Origin of the sequence: Clostridium cellulovorans 743B, from assembly GCF_000145275.1 — a bacterium.
Taxonomy (GTDB): domain Bacteria; phylum Bacillota; class Clostridia; order Clostridiales; family Clostridiaceae; genus Clostridium_K; species Clostridium_K cellulovorans.
Genome location: NC_014393.1, coordinates 4,659,773 through 4,678,025, shown reverse-complemented (window position 1 = coordinate 4,678,025; position 18,253 = coordinate 4,659,773). Strand labels below are relative to the sequence as shown.

16 protein-coding genes and 1 other annotated feature are annotated in these 18,253 nt (G+C 29.5%); of the genes, 10 read left to right on the top strand and 6 right to left on the bottom strand.

What is annotated here, in order from left to right:
* Nucleotides 1-137: 137 nt before the first annotated feature.
* From CLOCEL_RS19445 to CLOCEL_RS19430, 4 genes are all read left to right on the top strand, one after another.
* Nucleotides 138-2,900: a tetratricopeptide repeat protein gene (locus CLOCEL_RS19445; RefSeq protein ID WP_010073893.1), complete on the top strand. Its 2,763-nt coding sequence runs from the start codon at nucleotides 138-140 to the stop codon at nucleotides 2,898-2,900.
* Between the two features lie 44 nt (nucleotides 2,901-2,944).
* On the top strand, nucleotides 2,945-3,208 hold the full coding sequence (locus CLOCEL_RS19440) for a hypothetical protein (protein ID WP_010073892.1): 264 nt from the start codon (nucleotides 2,945-2,947) through the stop codon (nucleotides 3,206-3,208).
* 196 nt (nucleotides 3,209-3,404) lie between these two features.
* Nucleotides 3,405-3,614 (top strand): cold-shock protein, encoded by a 210-nt coding sequence (locus tag CLOCEL_RS19435; protein ID WP_010073891.1) that lies wholly within the window; start codon nucleotides 3,405-3,407, stop codon nucleotides 3,612-3,614.
* Between the two features lie 408 nt (nucleotides 3,615-4,022).
* Nucleotides 4,023-4,865 (top strand): PRD domain-containing protein, encoded by an 843-nt coding sequence (locus CLOCEL_RS19430; protein WP_010073890.1) that lies wholly within the window; start codon nucleotides 4,023-4,025, stop codon nucleotides 4,863-4,865.
* A 26-nt stretch (nucleotides 4,866-4,891) separates the two neighbouring features.
* On the opposite strand, the gene CLOCEL_RS22920 is transcribed toward CLOCEL_RS19430, so the two are convergent.
* Nucleotides 4,892-5,053, bottom strand: a complete 162-nt coding sequence (locus CLOCEL_RS22920; RefSeq protein WP_010073889.1) for a hypothetical protein — start codon at nucleotides 5,051-5,053, stop codon at nucleotides 4,892-4,894.
* 144 nt (nucleotides 5,054-5,197) lie between these two features.
* Here CLOCEL_RS22920 and CLOCEL_RS19425 point away from each other — a divergent pair, with 144 nt between their 5' ends.
* Nucleotides 5,198-5,848, top strand: a complete 651-nt coding sequence (locus CLOCEL_RS19425) for an HD domain-containing protein (protein WP_010073888.1) — start codon at nucleotides 5,198-5,200, stop codon at nucleotides 5,846-5,848.
* A gap of 196 nt (nucleotides 5,849-6,044) precedes the next feature.
* Here the strand turns inward: CLOCEL_RS19425 and CLOCEL_RS19420 are convergent, their stop codons facing one another.
* Both CLOCEL_RS19420 and CLOCEL_RS19415 read right to left on the bottom strand, forming a co-directional pair.
* Nucleotides 6,045-7,169 (bottom strand): THUMP domain-containing class I SAM-dependent RNA methyltransferase, encoded by a 1,125-nt coding sequence (locus CLOCEL_RS19420; RefSeq protein WP_010073887.1) that lies wholly within the window; start codon nucleotides 7,167-7,169, stop codon nucleotides 6,045-6,047.
* A 294-nt stretch (nucleotides 7,170-7,463) separates the two neighbouring features.
* Nucleotides 7,464-7,886, bottom strand: a complete 423-nt coding sequence (locus CLOCEL_RS19415) for a hypothetical protein (RefSeq protein ID WP_010073886.1) — start codon at nucleotides 7,884-7,886, stop codon at nucleotides 7,464-7,466.
* A 284-nt stretch (nucleotides 7,887-8,170) separates the two neighbouring features.
* Nucleotides 8,171-8,403: a binding site (T-box leader), on the top strand.
* An 86-nt stretch (nucleotides 8,404-8,489) separates the two neighbouring features.
* Between CLOCEL_RS19415 and asnS the strand changes: the two genes are divergently transcribed.
* From asnS to CLOCEL_RS19400, 3 genes are all read left to right on the top strand, one after another.
* A complete protein-coding gene (gene asnS, locus CLOCEL_RS19410; protein WP_010073885.1) occupies nucleotides 8,490-9,881 on the top strand; it encodes an asparagine--tRNA ligase in 1,392 nt (463 codons plus the stop codon).
* A gap of 606 nt (nucleotides 9,882-10,487) precedes the next feature.
* Nucleotides 10,488-11,081 carry a C39 family peptidase gene (locus tag CLOCEL_RS19405; RefSeq protein ID WP_010073884.1) on the top strand — a complete coding sequence of 198 codons (594 nt, stop codon included), beginning with the start codon at nucleotides 10,488-10,490 and terminating at the stop codon, nucleotides 11,079-11,081.
* Between the two features lie 18 nt (nucleotides 11,082-11,099).
* Nucleotides 11,100-12,107: a hypothetical protein gene (locus CLOCEL_RS19400; RefSeq protein ID WP_010073883.1), complete on the top strand. Its 1,008-nt coding sequence runs from the start codon at nucleotides 11,100-11,102 to the stop codon at nucleotides 12,105-12,107.
* 227 nt (nucleotides 12,108-12,334) lie between these two features.
* Here the strand turns inward: CLOCEL_RS19400 and CLOCEL_RS19395 are convergent, their stop codons facing one another.
* The 3 genes from CLOCEL_RS19395 to CLOCEL_RS19385 all read right to left on the bottom strand — a co-directional run bounded on the left by CLOCEL_RS19395 (nucleotide 12,335) and on the right by CLOCEL_RS19385 (nucleotide 16,508).
* Complete coding sequence (locus CLOCEL_RS19395) at nucleotides 12,335-12,826, bottom strand: YajQ family cyclic di-GMP-binding protein (protein ID WP_010073882.1); 492 nt, start codon at nucleotides 12,824-12,826, stop codon at nucleotides 12,335-12,337.
* A 43-nt stretch (nucleotides 12,827-12,869) separates the two neighbouring features.
* Nucleotides 12,870-14,420, bottom strand: a complete 1,551-nt coding sequence (locus tag CLOCEL_RS19390; RefSeq protein WP_010073881.1) for a DUF3369 domain-containing protein — start codon at nucleotides 14,418-14,420, stop codon at nucleotides 12,870-12,872.
* Nucleotides 14,421-14,615: 195 nt separating this feature from the next.
* Entirely contained in the window at nucleotides 14,616-16,508 is a 1,893-nt protein-coding gene (locus CLOCEL_RS19385) for a type I glutamate--ammonia ligase (protein ID WP_010073880.1), read from the bottom strand.
* A gap of 313 nt (nucleotides 16,509-16,821) precedes the next feature.
* Between CLOCEL_RS19385 and murI the strand changes: the two genes are divergently transcribed.
* Both murI and CLOCEL_RS19375 read left to right on the top strand, forming a co-directional pair.
* A complete protein-coding gene (murI, locus tag CLOCEL_RS19380; RefSeq protein ID WP_010073879.1) occupies nucleotides 16,822-17,601 on the top strand; it encodes a glutamate racemase in 780 nt (259 codons plus the stop codon).
* Nucleotides 17,602-17,659: 58 nt separating this feature from the next.
* Entirely contained in the window at nucleotides 17,660-18,178 is a 519-nt protein-coding gene (locus CLOCEL_RS19375; RefSeq protein ID WP_010073878.1) for a peptidylprolyl isomerase, read from the top strand.
* The last annotated feature ends 75 nt before the right edge of the window (nucleotides 18,179-18,253 follow it).

Here is an 18,253-nt window from a genome sequence, read left to right as displayed (position 1 = left end):
TATTTAGTAGAAGTTATTATATGATTATTTCCCAAAAGCTTGCTATGGAAAATTTGGATTAATAAGTCATTTTAATAAATTATAAGTATTGGTATAATTTTATAGATAAATAATATATGAGGGTTAAGGAGAAGTTTATGCCTAAAATACAACCTACAAAAATAATGAATAAACATCATATTACAGCTGTTAAGCAGTTTACTGATCGGAAACATTATATAGAAGCCTTTTGGAATTGTATATACAGTATACAGAATGATGATACAAAAGTACTAGTTTACTACGGAGTAAGCGGAATTGGTAAAAGTAGTTTAAGGAAGAAGTTACAACATGAAATAGAGATAAAAGATGAAAATATACTGTGGGGTTTTATAGATTTTGATGTTAGACAACATAGAGATGTTGACAATGCATTATTATTTTTGAGAACTGAACTAAGTAGGAAGTATAAAATAAGTTTCAATTTATTTGATTTTGCTTACGCGTATTATTTGAAAAAAGCAAGTCCTCAAATGTCTTTTACTGAAAAGTCTATACCATTTCTTGAAGAAGGTTCTTTGGTTACTGATATCATAGCAACATTTGGTGACATGCCATTAGTGGGGATTCCGGTAAAAATTCTTGCTGTTTTAGATAAAGTAAATAACAAATATAAAGACTGGATAAATCAAAAGAGAATAAATGATATATTAGATATGTCTTTGAAAGAACCAAAAGAGTTATTAGAATATTTACCTGTTTATTTTGCGGAAGATTTAAAAAACTATGCAAGTGAGAAAAATGGAAAGATAGTAATTTTTCTAGATACATACGAAGCGTTAAATTCAAGCAACAAAGGTGAAAAATCTTACTTTCAAATAGATGAATGGATAAGAGATGTATTAATTCCAAACTTACCAGGAGGTTTGTTTGTTATTTTGGGTAGAGAGAAATTAAAATGGCAAGATATAAATAGTCAGTGGGCTGAATGTATTGAACAACATTTAGTTGGAACTTTGGCAGACGTTGATTCAAGATCTTTTTTAGTATACTCAGGTATAAAAGAAAATGAGATTATCAATTCCATTATTGAGATCTCAGAAGGACATCCATATTTTCTAGATTTGTGTGTTGACACTTATGAAGCGATAAAGAAGGGAAAAAAACCAACGAAAGAAGATTTTCTTAACAATAATAAAATACAACTATTCGAAAAATTTATGCAGTATCTACAATATCATGAACGAGAGACGTTAAAAGTTCTTTCTGTTCCAAGGTTTTGGAATAGTGAAATATTTGAGTTGTTAATAAAGGAGTATAATACTGGATATCCTATAATGGGATTGGATGAATTTTGTAACTTTTCATTTATAAGTGAAAGGGCATTGAAGGATACATGGGAAATGCATTCTTTGATGCGAAAAAGTCTTAATGAATATCAAAAAAACGAACAATTAATAGAAGTACATAAAGTTATGTTTAAGTATTATTCAAAAAAATTAAAGAATGTTGCTGACAAGACCCAAGAGATATATCTTAATGAAGCATATTATCATGGAAGTAAGTTCTTGAAAAAAGACGAATTTGGGGAATGGTTTCTTGATAAATCGGACTATTTTTTTAAAATGGGAAATATATTGTTTTTAAAGCATTTATATGAAAAGTTTTTTCAAGAAGTTAAAGATGAAACTAATATACATAATTTTTCATTTTTGCTTGCACAATCTTCTTATAGATTGGGAAAGATATATATTAGTTTAGGTAGCTATTTAAAAGCTGAAGAAATTCTTAAATATGCTGAAATACATGTGGATAAAGCTGAAAATTTGAGTATAATTGGTTTATTAGCAGTTCTTTATAAGGATACTTATAAAGACAAAGAGTCAGAAAAATATTTTCAGAAATATATAAGTAATTATAACGAGCTTAGGAGAGAGAATCTTGATATATATAATTCAATAGCAAAGATTAAAATATTAATTAATTATGGAAAGTTAAAAGTATATTTATCAGAATATGAAGATGCATTAGATATTTACAATAAGGTTGTCTTAGAAATTGAAGATTTACTGAAGGAAAAATATCATATATACACATTACTAAGCTATAAAGCAGATGCTCTTGAAAAGTTAGGTGAAGTGAATGAAAGGATGCGGAATTACTCAATATCTGGGAAATTATACAAGAAAGCAATTAAAATTTATGATTATATAATTAATGAACATGAATTACACCAGGAAGAAGGTTGGGATTTAATTTATTTATTAAATAATAAGGGAATGGTATATAAGCGTCTTGCTGAATATTATGTTGAAATAGGTAAAAGTGAGAACGCCAAGCATAGTTATCGAAGAGCGTTAGAGAGTTATGAGTACTCCAAAGAAAAATCCTGTGAAAATATTGATACATATAAGAAAATTGGGTTTGCTGCAAGAGGTTTATTAAGGCAATTAGTAAATGATGGTTCAGAAAAAAAACAAATAGAAAAGACCTTTTATAAGTGTGAAGAAGGTTTTATGAAGGCTTTAGAATTATCGCCTAAAGACGTATCAGCTATTCATTCAATGGGTGGAGCGTATATGATTTTAGGAAAATCATATGAGAAGGAAATGAATTATTTTAAATCACTTGAACTATATGATAAAGCTCTAAGATATTCATCAGAGGCTATAGGTATACAACCTGACTATTTGTATGCTTACGATGGAAAAGCAGAAATACTTATACACAAAGCAGAGATTTATTCAAAAATGAATGATGTAGAAAAAGCTTTAAGTCTATATAAAGAAGGGTTAATAGTGCTTGAAGAAATTTTAAAAAAGACACCTAAGGCATGTTATGCGTTAGAGAAAAAAGAACTTATTAAAAGAATGATATGCGAATTAAAGAGTAGTAATAAATTTGATAAAGTAAATACATAATAATCTTTATAATTGTTAATAATAATTGCTAAAGAGGTGATTTGATGAAAAGATTAGTATTATTATTTACCTTAGTAATTTTAAGCTTCTCGCCAATGCACACAACTTTAGCTAAAGAATTGCACAGCTATAGCTGTATAGTTCATAAAAATGAAGCCTCCTCAACAATTAATTATATAAATGAAGAAATGAAATGCAGTGATGCTTTCTTAAAGGTCATAATAGAAGAAACAAAGGCCTTTAAAATCCTAGAAGAAAATACAAAAAAGAATAGCCTTATATATCATTTGATGCCTTGGAGACCATAGTGTTTCAAGGCATTTTTTCTTTAGCTATATTTAGCAAGTATAGTATATGCAGATAATAATAATGAAAGTTTGAATTTTTTTAATAAGACGAACTTTGATTTAAGAAACATTTTAGGGAAAAAGAAGTAGTAATATCAGAAGTTTAATAGTATCTAAGAAGATAAAAGAGTAAACAATAAAGTTGGAGGTGATTTAAATGAGCACATATACAGGTGTAGTTAAATGGTTTGATAATGAAAGAGGTTATGGATTTATTTCAGGTAATGAAGGTATGGATGCTTATGTTCACCATTCTCAAGTAAAGGAAAAGACTCATAATAAAGACCTTCATGAAGGTGAGTCCGTAAAATATGATATGGTAGAGACAAATAAAAGACCTATGGCAATAAATGTACAGAAGTTATAGTAACAAGATTTTTATCTATGTTTAGAATATAGTAGCGTTGAAAACCTCTAATTATGCAGGGTGCTGATAATTAGGGGTTTTAATTTATTTTTTTAACAAGATTATTTTAAAATATATAGAAGGCTCGCTAACTATACTCCATTAAACCTATTGATTTTCAAATTTTAATATATAGTTTTTATTCAGATTCAATTTTGGAACTTATATAATCATAAGGATATTAGCTATTTAAAAATACTTCATAAAAAACAATTTAAAAGTAAAACTTAAATCTAACTTTTAAGTGGGTGATACCTATCATTATATGTTTTTCTATTATATAATTCAAATATATATGATATAATTGTAAAGGTTTAACTTTAAATAGCAACATTATCATGAAAATATGATACAAATGGAGTGAAAGTTATGAGGGGATTTACTGTTATCAAGCCTTTTAATAATAATGTAATTTTAGGTTTTGATAGAGACAAAGATAAAGAGTGTGTTATGGTTGGTAGAGGAATTGGTTTTTCAGTAGTAAAAGGCCAGGAGTTTTATGATAGAGAAAAAATAGAAAGAATATACTATATTGAAGATGATGAGAATAAAGCTAAACTAAATAGTTTATATAGGAATGTTGATAGTTCTTTAATTGGTGCTACAGAAGAAGCCATTTCATATATTTCAAAAGTAACAGAAAGTGATTTAGGTAAAATAATTCATATAACTTTGTTAGACCATTTAGCTTTCACAATTGAAAGAATTAAGAATGGGATAAAGATAGGAAATCCTTTTTTATATGAAACTAAGGTTTTATATGAAAAGGAATTTAGCATAGCAGAGGATGTGCTAGAAATCATAAATGATAGAATGAACTTAGAACTACCAAAGGCAGAGGTAGGATTTATAGCGATGCATATACATGCAGCCTTAAATAATCAAAAGTCATCTTCTGTAGCAACAAATGCATACATTATACAAGAGATGATAACTGTAATAGAAAATAATTTGAATATTTTAATAGATAGAGAATCAATTTCTTACATGAGACTTTTGACGCATCTTAGATTTGCTATAGATAGAATAAATAAAAAGCTTCCAATAGAAAATATTCTTCTTGACTCCATAAAAACTCAATTAAAGGACTCTTATATGGTTGCAATAGCTGTTGCAGATTATGTAAAAGAAAACTTTAATCTTGTAATGCCAGAAGAAGAGATTGGATATATAGCCGTTCATATAGGGAATATTAAATTAAGACAAAAATGAGCCTTGATTATGGGCTCATTTTTGTCTTATAGGATTGTAGGTAATAAAGAGAATAGACCAAAACATACTGCAAGACCTGATACCACGATAGAAAAGTATACAGCTGATTTTGTTTGTTGAGTTTTATTAAATCTAAATAGAAAATAAATAAATAATAATAACAACGGTACTAAAGTAAATAATCCCAATAATAGGTCCTCCTAAAATTCCGTATATACATATTAATATTATCATAGAATAATATTAAAGTCAGTTATTTTACATATAATTTATATAGAATTAATGAATATGAAAGAGATATTTAGCAGAAAAAAACATAATGGAGGGGAAACATGGCAAATGATAATTTGTTTTATGAAGTGGAGAAACATCTCCTTGAAGATGAGGTACCATCAAAGTATTTAAGCGAGATTATTAAAGCAGATAAAATGAAAGAAAGCCCATTTAATTTAATAAGCGAACTTGCTAAGGCAGAACAAAATCCACAATATCATCCTGAAGGTAATGCACTTATCCATACTTTAATGGTAGTTGATAATGCGGCTAAGGTAAGAGAAAAAAGTTCTGATAGAAGGGTATTAATGTGGGCATCACTTCTCCATGATATAGGTAAAGGTCCAACTACTAGATTAAAAAAGGGACGTTGGACTGCTTATGACCATGATAAGGTTGGGAAGGATTTAACCATAAAATTTTTAGAGAGTTTTAATTTAGAGCAAGAATTTATAACAAAGGTTGCAGCTATGGTAAGATGGCATATGCAAACATTATTTGTAATGAAAAAACTACCTTTTCAAGAACTAGAGCAGATGGTTAAAGAAGTAGAAATCGACGAAATAGCTTTATTGTCATTTTGTGATAGAACCGGTAGGACAAAAATGACAAAAGAGGATATTAACAAGACGGAAGAAACTATTGAACAATTTAAAAAAGAAGCAAGAAAGCATTTGCGTACATCTTCGAGAGAATATCAATATACTTAGAGTAGAGTATGTTAGATATAAAGATTAATAGGTGCTATAGCAATTTAAAAATTTGATAAGGAAATAAGCAAGGAGATTAAAATTGAAAAGCCCCTTGAAGTAGATAGTTTTACTATTATGATTATCTACTTCAAGGGGATAATATCAAATTAATATAAATTGACAATTACTACTATGACTATTTGTAGTGGTAATTTTATTTTTTCTCAAAGTATTGATAGTAGTAACATTTGATTCGTCCATTATAAAGCTTACGATTCTTATCAGACTTTCTCCCAAAGTTTTTCTCGAAATCTTCGTCAGATGTTAATATGTAGTATGACCAGTTTGGTAATCTTGAAAAGACTAGGCCCATGTCTTTGTATAGTATATCTATTGTAGCTTTCTCTTCAAGACGTTCTCCGTATGGAGGATTGCATATAAGAGTGCCTCTAGGAGTTAGTGTGTTTAATTTTCTCACATCCATAGCTCTAAAGTTTATATAATCGTCTACTCGTGCTTTTTCAGCGTTATTTTTTGAAAGTTGAACAAGCTTTCCGCTTATATCTGAAGCGCTTATATCAAGGGTTTTATCGTAATCAATAGCAGAATACGCATGTTTTCTTGCAGCTTTCCATAAGTCACTAGGGAATATATCCCATTCTTCACAAAGAAATTTTCTGCTTAGACCAGGAGCTATATTAAGTCCTATCATTGCAGCCTCAATAGCAATTGTTCCTGAACCGCAGAATGGATCCATAAAAGGTTTATCAGGAGTCCAACCAGATATATTTATTAAAGCTGCAGCCATGGTTTCCTTTAGTGGAGCCATATTTGCATCTTCACGGTAACCTCTTTTATGAAGTGCAACACCACTGGTATCTAAAAGTACAGTTACCTTATCTTTAAGAATACTAACCAATATAGGGTATTTTGCACCAGATTTTGAAAACCAAGTTACAGAGTAGTTCTCTTTAAGTTTTTCAATAATAGCTTTTTCTGAAATTGATTGAATATCAGATAAACTAAATAATGTAGATTTAACTGATTTTGCATTAATTATAAAGTTTGCATCTTCAGGCATGTAATCTTCCCAAGGTAGAGCTTTAACCTTTTCAAATAGTTCTTCAAAAGAAGTTGCGGTAAATTCTCCTATACAAATATGTATTCTATCGGCACATCTAGACCATAGATTTGATTTGATTATTCCTTCTACATCTGAGATATAAGTAACTTTACCATTTTCCACTTCTAGATCCTTAAAACCAAGATTTTTTAATTCTTTTGCAACTACTGCTTCTAAACCAAAGGCTGCAGTAGCAACTAGTTTATATTCTGACATTAATGTATCTCCTAAACTTTTTTATTTTCTATAGGGTTCCAAAATAAAATTTTAACTTATTCCAGTTGTTTTTAAAAAAGCATTAAACTTAAAATACTTACACTATCTAGGTATTTCGCTAATTTAGTATAGATAAAATTAGAAATTTCAGTATGGAACTCTTTATACAGAAAGTATTCTTATTTTTTAGCTTTATTATCCATAAGTGCGACTCTCCATATTGTTTACAGTATACTATTTACTAAGTCAAAAAGAAATAAAAAAATACCACTACAACAGTAGCGGTATTTTTAGCTAAATAACATTTATATTTAAATTATCATTACTTAAATGCCCAAGTTCTTTAATAACATCACCATATTCCTCAGGATCAAGTTTTTCTATTGTTTTCAAACATTTATGGTAATCCCCAAGCTTATATTCACAAAAAGATCTCAAAAAATAGAGTTCATCTTTTTTAATAGTCTTAAGAGCAAGATTTATATAATCCATAGCTAAGTTATAGTCTTTTTCAGAAACTAAAATATGAGCTATTGTAGTTAAGCTGTTGGGAAAACTGTGGCCAAATACGTTTGTTAAAACTTTTTTAATCATATCCTTTGAATATTCATTTAAATACATATAGTTTATTAATTTATATATATCATCTAAGTCCATATTTGAGGTTTTCATGGACTCGAGATGTTTTTTACATGCAATAAATTGAGAATCTTCCATTTATATTCCTCCCTTAAGAGGTTTTTCTTTTAGGAGATTAATTTCTAGAGGGATTAATTTCCTTAATAGGGTGTCTCTCTCTTGTAAAGAACTTCTCCCTTGTGAGGATAAAAAAACCTCTTCTTAGAACAGTATATGCTATAATATTTAAAATGATAGTTAAATGGAATTGTTTAGTTGACAAGTGCTACTACTGTTTAATATAATCAATATTGTATTCTTTTATAAAAATAATACAAAAAAAATATAATATTTACGTATAAAATTAGTAAAACTAAACGAAAATAAATACTATGAAGAGAAAAGTAGTTATAATTAGATTTAAAGAGAGTCGACTTAAGCTGGAATGTTGATATGAAGATTATAATGAAGAACATCTCGGAGTTTCTATTCGAAATTCTATTTTAAAGAAAAGTAGGTATAGAGGTCGCCAAAGCCTTATTTGGATTGAGTGATTACTATGGAATATTCATTGTAATAACTAGGGTGGTACCGCGAATATACCTTCGTCCCTATTTTTTAGAGGATGAAGGTTTTTATATTTTCTAAAAATATTAATAACATAATATAATTATAATAATAAGTTGTTTGGGAGGAGAACTAATGGAAAATACATTAATTAAAACTCTTTATAGAGAGACGGATGCTTTTTCTGATAAAAAAATAAGAATATCTGGTTGGGTAAGAACTATCAGAGCTAATAATAATTTTGGTTTTATTGAACTGAACGATGGAAGCTTTTTTAAGAGTGTTCAAGTAGTTTTTGAAAACAACCTTGAAAATTTTAAGGAAGTTTCAAAGTTAGCTATTAGTGCTTCGCTTGAAATAGAAGGGACTTTAGTTTTAACTCCAGAAGCTAAGCAACCTTTTGAAGTTAAAGCAGAAAGTATAATGATTCATGGAAATTCTCATAGTGATTACCCACTGCAAAAGAAAAGACATACAATGGAGTATTTGAGAACTATTGCTCATTTAAGACCAAGAAGTAATACTTTTTCTGCTGTGTTTAGAGTAAGAAGTCTTGCTGCATATGCTATACATAAGTTTTTCCAAGAAAGAGGCTTCGTATATGTTCATACACCAATAATAACAGGTAGTGATTGTGAAGGTGCTGGCGAAATGTTCAAGGTTACGACTCTTGATTTTGATAATGTTAAAAAGACAGAAGAAGGAAAGATAGATTATCAAGATGATTTCTTTGGAAGAGAAACAAACCTTACAGTAAGTGGTCAATTATCAGCAGAAACTTTTGCTTTAGCTTTTAGAGATGTATATACCTTTGGACCAACTTTTAGGGCTGAAAATTCAAATACAACTAGACACGCAGCAGAGTTTTGGATGATTGAGCCTGAAATGGCGTTTGCGGAACTTAAAGATTATATGGATACTGCTGAAGATATGATTAAATATATAATTAGCTATGTTATGGAAAATGCCCCAGAAGAGATGGAGTTCTTTAGTAACTTTGTAGATAAAGGGCTTAAAGAAAGACTAGATAATGTCGTTAACAGTGAGTTTGGTAGAGTAAGTTATACAGAAGCTGTAGATATACTTCAAAAGTCTGGTGTAGAATTCCAATATCCAGTACAATGGGGTATTGATCTTCAAACAGAACATGAAAGATATCTTTCAGAAGTTGTATTTAAGAGACCAGTGTTTGTAACAGATTATCCAAAAGAAATTAAAGCTTTCTATATGAGGATTAATGATGATGGAAAAACAGTTGCAGCAGCAGACTTATTGGCACCTGGAATCGGCGAAATAATAGGTGGAAGCCAAAGAGAAGAAAGACTTGATATACTAGAAGCAAGGTTAGCTGAATTAGGTCTTAATAAGGAAGATTACTGGTGGTATTTGGAACTAAGAAAATATGGAGAAACTAAGCATGCTGGTTTTGGTCTTGGTTTTGAAAGGATTCTTATGTACTTGACAGGTATGTCAAACATAAGAGACGTAATACCATTTCCAAGAACAACAGGTTCAGCAGAATTCTAAGATAATTTTAAATAAGATGTACCCTATAGAGTGGACGATAGAAAGTCTTACCTATGGGGTATTTTTATGTTTTTAAGTATGTTGATTAATTGAAAAGTATAATTTTTAAGATTTTATTACATTTTATGAACCCAAACTTAGTTTTTAATCGTCTAATTAGTGAGAAGAAAAACATAATTAGTAAAGTAAAAACATGCAAGAGAGGAGGAATAATAATACGTAGATGAGAGTTTTGAATCCTTCTATTTCAACTATGATACAGGTGATCATGACTATAATTCTAATTATTTAAGAAGTTTTTTAGATATGTTCTAAATTTTCAAATCAAGTTACTTTAGTAAGTAACTTGAATTTTATATATTATGTTTGGAAAAAAATATAGAATGTTTTCAAGTAGTAATTAAAACATAATCTTCTTTGAAAATAATCGGAATGGTAAAGTTATTAAAAAAAAATTACATTATATTACAAAATATAAAAAAAACGAATAAATAATACAAAAATGTTAACAAAATATTGATAAAAATATATATTTATATTAAAGTAAAGCTGTAATTACATAAAAGGTATTACAATGAATTAATTAGCAGTAAAAAGGAGACAATTGTGTTTAAAAACACAAGAAAAACTAGGATTATAGTTAGTTCATTACTTACTGTTTTAGCAGTAAACTTAACCCCAGTAGCTACTTATGCTACTCAATCATTTACGAATTGTCCTCTTAGAGGACAAGAAAATTCTAATTGGTGTTGGGATGCCTGTACCCAAATGTTAGCTGAAACAAAGGGGTACTTTAGAAGTCAAAGTGATATTTGCACACATGTATATGGAAAAGTTGATAATAATACGGCTAGTGCAGCACAAGTTAGAGAAGCCACAGCGTGGGCAACAGGTTACTCGCTTCAATTTGATCTTACTTATAGTGCGTTACCATTTGATGGTTCTGGCAGTGTTGTTGGTTCAATAAATAATGGATGGTCTATAAATGCTGGTTGTGCCCCAGGTCATATGATGGTTATAACTGGTTATGATACAGCAAATAATAATGTATGGTTACAAGATCCTCAAGGCACTAGCACTAATTGGCCTGCACGTGGTTTTGAACAATGGTGTAGATATGATTCTTTAATAAGCGGAGATTATAGGAATTCTTCGTTTGCATATTTGTGGAATTTTAAATGGGAATGTAGTATAAATTAATTGATAAGGAGCGTATATATGAAAAAATTAGTTATTTCATTAATGTTGATAATATCTATATTAGCAACACCAGTATTAGCTGAGACTAATGATGCAATAACCAAATCTTCTGATGAGGTATTGCTTCAAGTGGAGGAAAATGATAAATTTAACGATTCTATTGCAAATGTAACAGCAGATAAAAAGATGGTGATTGATGGATATAATAGAAGAAAACAAAGGGATAATACGTTACCAAATATAGATGCTAATGATGTAAGAGCATATGAAAATATAAAGATACATGCATTTACTAATATTAAGTCATCAGATTTTTATGATGGTTATGAGAAAAGATTAGATTTAAATGAGTTTCTTGATCCTGAAAATGCTATTATAGCAGTATATAGAGATAGTAAAAAGCAATATGTAGACTCTATTTTATTTGTAAAAAACACACAAGCTACTGAAAAATCAATAAACGGATGGGAAAGTATTAGTTCTGCGACTATTTTATTATCAGAAGAAACTATCAAATTTTTATCAGATAAAGAGAACATAAAAAATCTATTAGAAACTACTAATGTGAAGAATCCTAAAAATTTAAAAGTTGTCACTGGGATTCATGGGATAGATGGAGCAATATATTTGGAGCAAGATGGAAAACAAATAATAATCCCATTAAGTGATGGAGTTACATATGGAGAAGATATTAAAGTATGTAGTAAGTTTACTCCATATTTAGCAAGTGATTTTTTCAAAGCTAGAAAAGTAGCAGCATTAGAAATGCAAAAAAATATTGAAAAAGAAAGCTTGAAGCCGCCTAGTGAAAAGCTTTATGGTTTACAATATCCTATAAATTATGAAAATTTGGAAGCAGTAAATTTATTAACTACAAATATTATTTCTAATGATAGTATTTCTGAATCAAGTGGCAAAAATTCTAATTATGGTAGTTATTTATTGGCTGCTGGCGTTGGGATAGTTGGTATTAGTATTATATTAGGTGTATTGTATAAAAGAAAATCTAATTGCCTAGATCAATAAACATGGACAAGAATCTTAATTAAAAGGATAAACTTAAAAAGAAGGATAGTAGGTTTGATTTTAAGGGCTACTAAAATTATAAATAGGAATTAATAAAATACTAAAAGCCTGTTAAATGTTGATACTCAGCATTTAACAGGCTTTTGATTATAAGAATTAAAGAACTTATTTAGTAATGTTAGGTGAATCTCTGATATGAGAGACAGAGAAATGCTTACAATGATTTTTTATCTATAGTTGGTGAATTGAAGATCAATTCCAAAATCTTTGCCTTTTAATAATTGGATAACAGCTTGAAGATCGTCTTTATCTTTACCTGTAACTCTTAATTGATTATCCATTATTTGAGTTTGAACTTTGATTTTGCTGTCTTTAATCTCTTTAACTATGTCCTTAGCCTTTTCTTTAGAAAGACCTTTAACTATTTTAGCAACTTGTCTTGCTGATCCTAAAGATGCATTTTCAACTTTGCCAAAGTCAAGAGCTCTTACTGAAAGCCCTCTCTTAGCGAATTTTCCTCTTAATACATCACGAACAGCGTCTAATTTAAATTCATTTTCTGCAGTTAATTTTATATCTTCATCATTTAAGATGATTTCGACAGGACTTCCTTTAAAATCATATCTTTGAGAAATTTCCTTTTTTGCTTGATTCACTGCATTATCTACTTCTTGCATATCAACGTCAGATACAACGTCAAAAGAATATGAACTTGCCATTTTAAAACCTCCTAAAACCTTTCATCATCTTATTGTAACCTTATTATTTTGCAATTGCAAAGCGGTCATCGTAATTTTCTTTGATATCTAAAAATTCTTTAAGATTATCAAAAAAGATATTTATTAAATCAGGGTCAAAGTGATGCCCTTTTTGATCCTTGAGTAATGCGTAGATTGATTCCATATCCCATGCTTCTTTATAAGACCTACTACTGCCTAGAGCATCAAATACGTCAGCAACAGCAGTTATACGACCTTCAATGCTTATAGAATCGCCTTTAAGACCATAAGGGTAACCAGTACCATCATAACGTTCATGGTGTTCTAAGGCTATTATAGAAGCAGTTTTCATAAGAGGCTTGTGAGAATTTTTAAGCATCTCATAACCAATTTTTGAGTGGCTTTTCATAATATTAAATTCTTCATTAGTAAGTTTTCCTGGTTTATTTAAGATAATATCGGGGATGGCTAGTTTTCCAACATCGTGCATAGGTGATGACAACTGGATAATTTCAGCTTCCTTTGAAGATAAGCCATATTTTAATGCTAAGAGCTTAGAATATTCTGCTACTCTTTTTACATGATTCCCTGTTTCTTTAGAACGAGTTTCAGTAATTTCTCCAAGGGTATATATAATTTCCTTTTGAGTATTTTCTATTTCGTCATTTAAATATATATTATCAAGTGACATAGAAACATTATTACAAAACATTCTACCTAGATTAATATCAAATTCTGAAAGTCCAGGTACATTATCTATAAAAATTAAATTATCTATATTTGAATCACTTTTAAAATAAAGTAGCAGACAATTGTTTGTGTATAGACAGCTATGCTCTGAAAGGGAAAACTGTACTGCATTATAAAGGGAAGGGGAAAGTACATCAATTGGGTTTTTATCATTATAATCTTTAAAGAAACCTTTGCCATAAATTATTCTATACTCGCCACTTAAATTACTTATAAAGAAAGCAGATGATTTTTGTATATCTTTATTTTTATTTAAGTTTAATATTGAATGTAATTGAGACAATGTAATAGATGCACATTTTTTTATTGAATTATACCTTAAAAACTTCTTTGAACTTTCAATAACTCTATGAAATCCTTCCTTTGTATATTCTATTGAAACTAATTGTTCATAGGTTTGGGCGTGAGAAAAAATTGAAAGAAGGATTTGAGGATTTTCAAGTTCACTTTTGAGTTTAACATCAGCTATAGTATATTTGGATACTAGTTTTGAATTCATAGCTAATGAAATATCGCTATAAGTTAATATAATCCTTATGTGTTTGATTTCCTCCTTTGATTTAATGAAGGTAATCAATTCACAAGCTAAATACTCTTCATCACTGTCTAGAAATATTATAGATATATTTTTATTAGTCGATAATATTTTTTTAGTCTCACATAAGTTCTCAGCAATAGAAATTTTAACAGGTCTTTCATTTATTTTCTTAGAATTTAATAATTCAGAAAAATTAATATAGAAATCAGGATTATTATCAACTATTAATATATCGATAGTTTTATATGTGAGTAAGCCTTCAATGTCTTTAAATGTTAAAAAGTCTTTATTTAACGGATTAAACATTTTGTTCTCCTCTCCGCTAACGATAGTTGTAATATGTGTATTTTATGTAAGTTATATACCTATATTATAACTAAAAATAGTTAAGATTTATAGGAAAAACAAATAAAAAACTAGAAAAAGATTTAGCACTTTTTCTAGTTTTTTCGTTATTTTAAAATATATTGATTAATAAATCAGCTTATATTTACATTTATATTATATATCTAATAAGTTTTTAACGTATGTTGAATATAAATCTCTAGTTTTGATGATAACTGCATCAAGTTCAACTTGTAGTTTTGAAACTTCTGCTAAATCATCTGTTTCAGCAGCATCTTTGATTCTTGTAAATAAACTCTTAGTTGAAAGAGAATCTTTGAAGATATATTTCTTTAATGAAGAAATTTCTTGCCATCTTGAAACATCTAAATCCTCAGCTTTTTCAGGATTGTGAAGTTTTGTAAAGCTTCTTACTTCATCTCTGTAAGAAGGGATTATTCTGTTAACAATTTCAGTTAACCATTTTTTAGTCATAGCTTGTTTGTAGCTGTTTAATAATTTTGCAGTAAATACATCACCAGCTTTTAAAACATCAAGTTTTTCTGGGTATGCATCAAATGCTGATAAGTTTTCGTAAACTGTAGCAGGTGCTTTACCAAATAAAGCAGATCTTTCTTCTTCTGTGAAGTCTTCAAATACGTCTTCTTCAGATCTGTAAGCTCTATCTTTTTCAAGGTAAGCAGTTTCTTCTCCTGCTTGTTTTGATAATTCTGCAAGTATTTCATCAGCTGTTTTAGTTACAGCATATTTAATACCATCAATAGAAGCCATGAACATTGAAGCTAAAACTAAATAAGTGTTTGAGTGTGGATTTGGAGCACGTAGTTCGAATCTAGTAGCTCTTGGGTTTAATAAGTCACGTACAACACCAACTAGTATTGATCTGTTTCTTGAAGGGATATCAACAGAGTGACCAATTGAAGTAACGATACAAACTGGAGCTTCGAAACCTGGCTTTAATCTTCTTAAAGCATCGTTAGTTCCAGAAACTATTGGGTTAATAACTTCGTAGTTCTTTAATATACCCATTAATGAACCGTAACCGAATAAGCTTAAGAAGTGCTTTTCAGTTGGAGCAAATAGGTTAATAACTTTTCCAGCTTTTGTTTTTAAAGATATACTCATGTGTGTATGTTCACCACTTCCAGCTACACCGTGGATTGGTTTAGCAAGGAATGTAACATCTAAGCCGTGGCTTTGGAATACATCTCTAACGATTATTTTAACTAAGTTTTCATTATCGGCAGCTTGTACGGCATCAGCATATTTCCAGTCAACTTCAATTTGTTCCATGATGTGTGATGGTTTACCGTCAGCACCAAATTTTCCTCTAACTCCACCAACTTCTTTATGACCCATTTCAGCGCCAAGTTCATATTTGTCCATTAGTGATAAAGTTTGTTCAAGAGCAGTTCTTACAACGCCTCTAGTCTTAGCCCAGTATTGTTCTTGAAGTACTTGAGATGTAGATAATTCTTCAGTTTGAGCTTTATTTTCTGGAGTTTTAACCCAGAATTCTAATTCAGTTGCAGAAGCAAAAGTGATGTCAGCTACATCATCAAATGTTAAGCCATATGCACTTAATAATTCTGGTTTAGCTTTTAATATTTCAAGTAAAGAAGATTTTACATATTCATTAGAAGCTTTTAATATTGATCTAGAATCAACAGGAGTATTTTCATGAAGTAAGAAACAAGGAACTCTTAAAGTACCAACTGGTTTTCCAGTTTCTTCATCTATATTATCGTAATTGTAGTCAACTACCCATTTAACGTCTGGATCTGGAACCATATCAACTTTAGCATTGTTTAAAGTTGCTATACCTGGTAATACAACTGATGAACCGTCAGTCTGAGTACCACCTTTTAAGAATGATGCTACGTCATCTAATATGATGTGAGCAGGAATTCTTTCATCTGTATCATGACCAGCTAGGTCTACACCAACGATAGATACGAATTTAATTTCAGGGTGAGCAGTTAAAACTTCTTTAATACCAGCTTCTGTGTGTTTTTCTTTAGGAACAACATATAGTAAATCCTTTGCCATACAATAATCCTCCTAATGTTTAAAAATAAACAAAAATTTTTTATTAATTCATTATAAGAATAATATATTACTAAAATAGTAATTTGTCAATGATTTGTCCACTTGAATGAATAAATAATAAAAAATAGTCTATAATTTTAGATTTAGATATTAAACTCACATAAATTATAGCTAATTATAAAAAACAAAAAGACTCGCATTCACGAACATTTAAAAACAATATCAAGATAAAATTCGTCAAAAGACAAAATTATAGAATAGGGTTATAATATAGCTATATCCACGTTATATTATTACATTGGATGGTGATTATATGCAAGAAAAATATAAACCAATTGGCTTTATGGATTCTGGAGTTGGTGGTCTTAGCGTCATGAAGGAAGCTATAAAAGCACTGCCACAGGAAAATTTAATACACTTTGGAGATTCAAAAAATGCTCCTTATGGAATTAAAACCGATGAGGAAATAAAGAAACTTACTTTTAGTGCAGTAGAGTTTTTAATAAAGAAACAATGTAAGGCTATTGTAATAGCTTGCAATACGGCCACAAGTGTAGCTATAAATGATTTAAGGGAAATATATAAAGAAGTTCCTATTATAGGAATAGAACCTGCAGTGAAGCCAGCAGTAGAACTTAATGAAGATGGAAAAATAATTGTGATGGCTACACCAGTAACTTTGAAAAAAGAAAAATTTAACCATCTTTTAGAGATGTATGGATCAGACAGGGAGATAATTTTTCTTCCATGCCCAGAACTTGTAGAACTTATTGAAAGAGGTGTATTAGAAGGGGAGGAACTTGATAATTATCTTCTAAGTAAGTTTAAGCCGTATTTAAATGATAAAATTTCTGCAGTAGTTCTTGGGTGCACCCATTATCCTTTTGCTAAAAAAGCGATAAAAAAGATAGTAGGAGATGCTAAAATAATTGATGGTAGTTATGGTACTGTTAAACAGCTTAAAAACATACTGATGAGAAGAGATGAATTAAATGACAGTAATAGTAAAGGAACTATAGAAATATTTAATTCATTAAATAGTAATGATATATTAGAACTTTGCAATATGTTATTGAGTGCAGAAGTAGAATAATATAGTATAATTAGGTGAATAATAAAAATTAGTATTGATCTTTGAAGGAGGAAATTTTATGCAGAACCCTGTAGTTACTATAAAAATGAAAGATGGTGGAATTATTAAAGCGGAGTTGTACCCAGATGTAGCTCCAAATACAGTTAATAATTTCATTAGCTTAATAAAGAAGGAATTTTACAACGGAGTTATTTTCCATAGAGTTATTCCTGGCTTTATGATTCAAGGTGGAGATCCTAATGGAACTGGTGTAGGCGGTCCTGGATACTCAATTAAAGGTGAATTCACAAACAATGGATTCAAAAACGATTTAAAACATACAGAAGGTGTTCTTTCTATGGCTAGAACTATGATGCCAAATTCTGCTGGAAGCCAATTTTTCATTATGGTTGCAAATTCACCACATTTAGATGCTGAGTATGCTTCTTTCGGAAAAGTTATTGAAGGTATGGAGATTGCTCATAAAATAGTAAATACTGAAACTGGACGTAATGATAAACCAGTAGAGCCACAGGTTATGGAAGAAGTAACTGTTGAAACTTTTGGAGTAGAGTATCCAGAACCAGAAAAAATGTAACTTAGATTTAGAGGTGTAGCAAGTGAATTTAAGCTAGTTATATTCTCAGGTTATTATAGTGGTTTATTGAAAAAT

Coding starts and splice junctions, on each gene's coding strand:
- CLOCEL_RS19385 (WP_010073880.1), bottom strand. CDS start 16,508: ATGGCAAAGGATTTACTATATGTTGTTCCTAAAGAAAAACACACAGAA.
- CLOCEL_RS19440 (WP_010073892.1), top strand. CDS start 2,945: ATGAAAAGATTAGTATTATTATTTACCTTAGTAATTTTAAGCTTCTCG.
- CLOCEL_RS19435 (WP_010073891.1), top strand. CDS start 3,405: ATGAGCACATATACAGGTGTAGTTAAATGGTTTGATAATGAAAGAGGT.
- CLOCEL_RS19375 (WP_010073878.1), top strand. CDS start 17,660: ATGCAGAACCCTGTAGTTACTATAAAAATGAAAGATGGTGGAATTATT.
- CLOCEL_RS19415 (WP_010073886.1), bottom strand. CDS start 7,886: ATGGAAGATTCTCAATTTATTGCATGTAAAAAACATCTCGAGTCCATG.
- CLOCEL_RS19425 (WP_010073888.1), top strand. CDS start 5,198: ATGGCAAATGATAATTTGTTTTATGAAGTGGAGAAACATCTCCTTGAA.
- CLOCEL_RS19400 (WP_010073883.1), top strand. CDS start 11,100: ATGAAAAAATTAGTTATTTCATTAATGTTGATAATATCTATATTAGCA.
- CLOCEL_RS19420 (WP_010073887.1), bottom strand. CDS start 7,169: ATGTCAGAATATAAACTAGTTGCTACTGCAGCCTTTGGTTTAGAAGCA.
- CLOCEL_RS19445 (WP_010073893.1), top strand. CDS start 138: ATGCCTAAAATACAACCTACAAAAATAATGAATAAACATCATATTACA.
- CLOCEL_RS19395 (WP_010073882.1), bottom strand. CDS start 12,826: ATGGCAAGTTCATATTCTTTTGACGTTGTATCTGACGTTGATATGCAA.
- murI (WP_010073879.1), top strand. CDS start 16,822: ATGCAAGAAAAATATAAACCAATTGGCTTTATGGATTCTGGAGTTGGT.
- CLOCEL_RS19390 (WP_010073881.1), bottom strand. CDS start 14,420: ATGTTTAATCCGTTAAATAAAGACTTTTTAACATTTAAAGACATTGAA.
- CLOCEL_RS19430 (WP_010073890.1), top strand. CDS start 4,023: ATGAGGGGATTTACTGTTATCAAGCCTTTTAATAATAATGTAATTTTA.
- asnS (WP_010073885.1), top strand. CDS start 8,490: ATGGAAAATACATTAATTAAAACTCTTTATAGAGAGACGGATGCTTTT.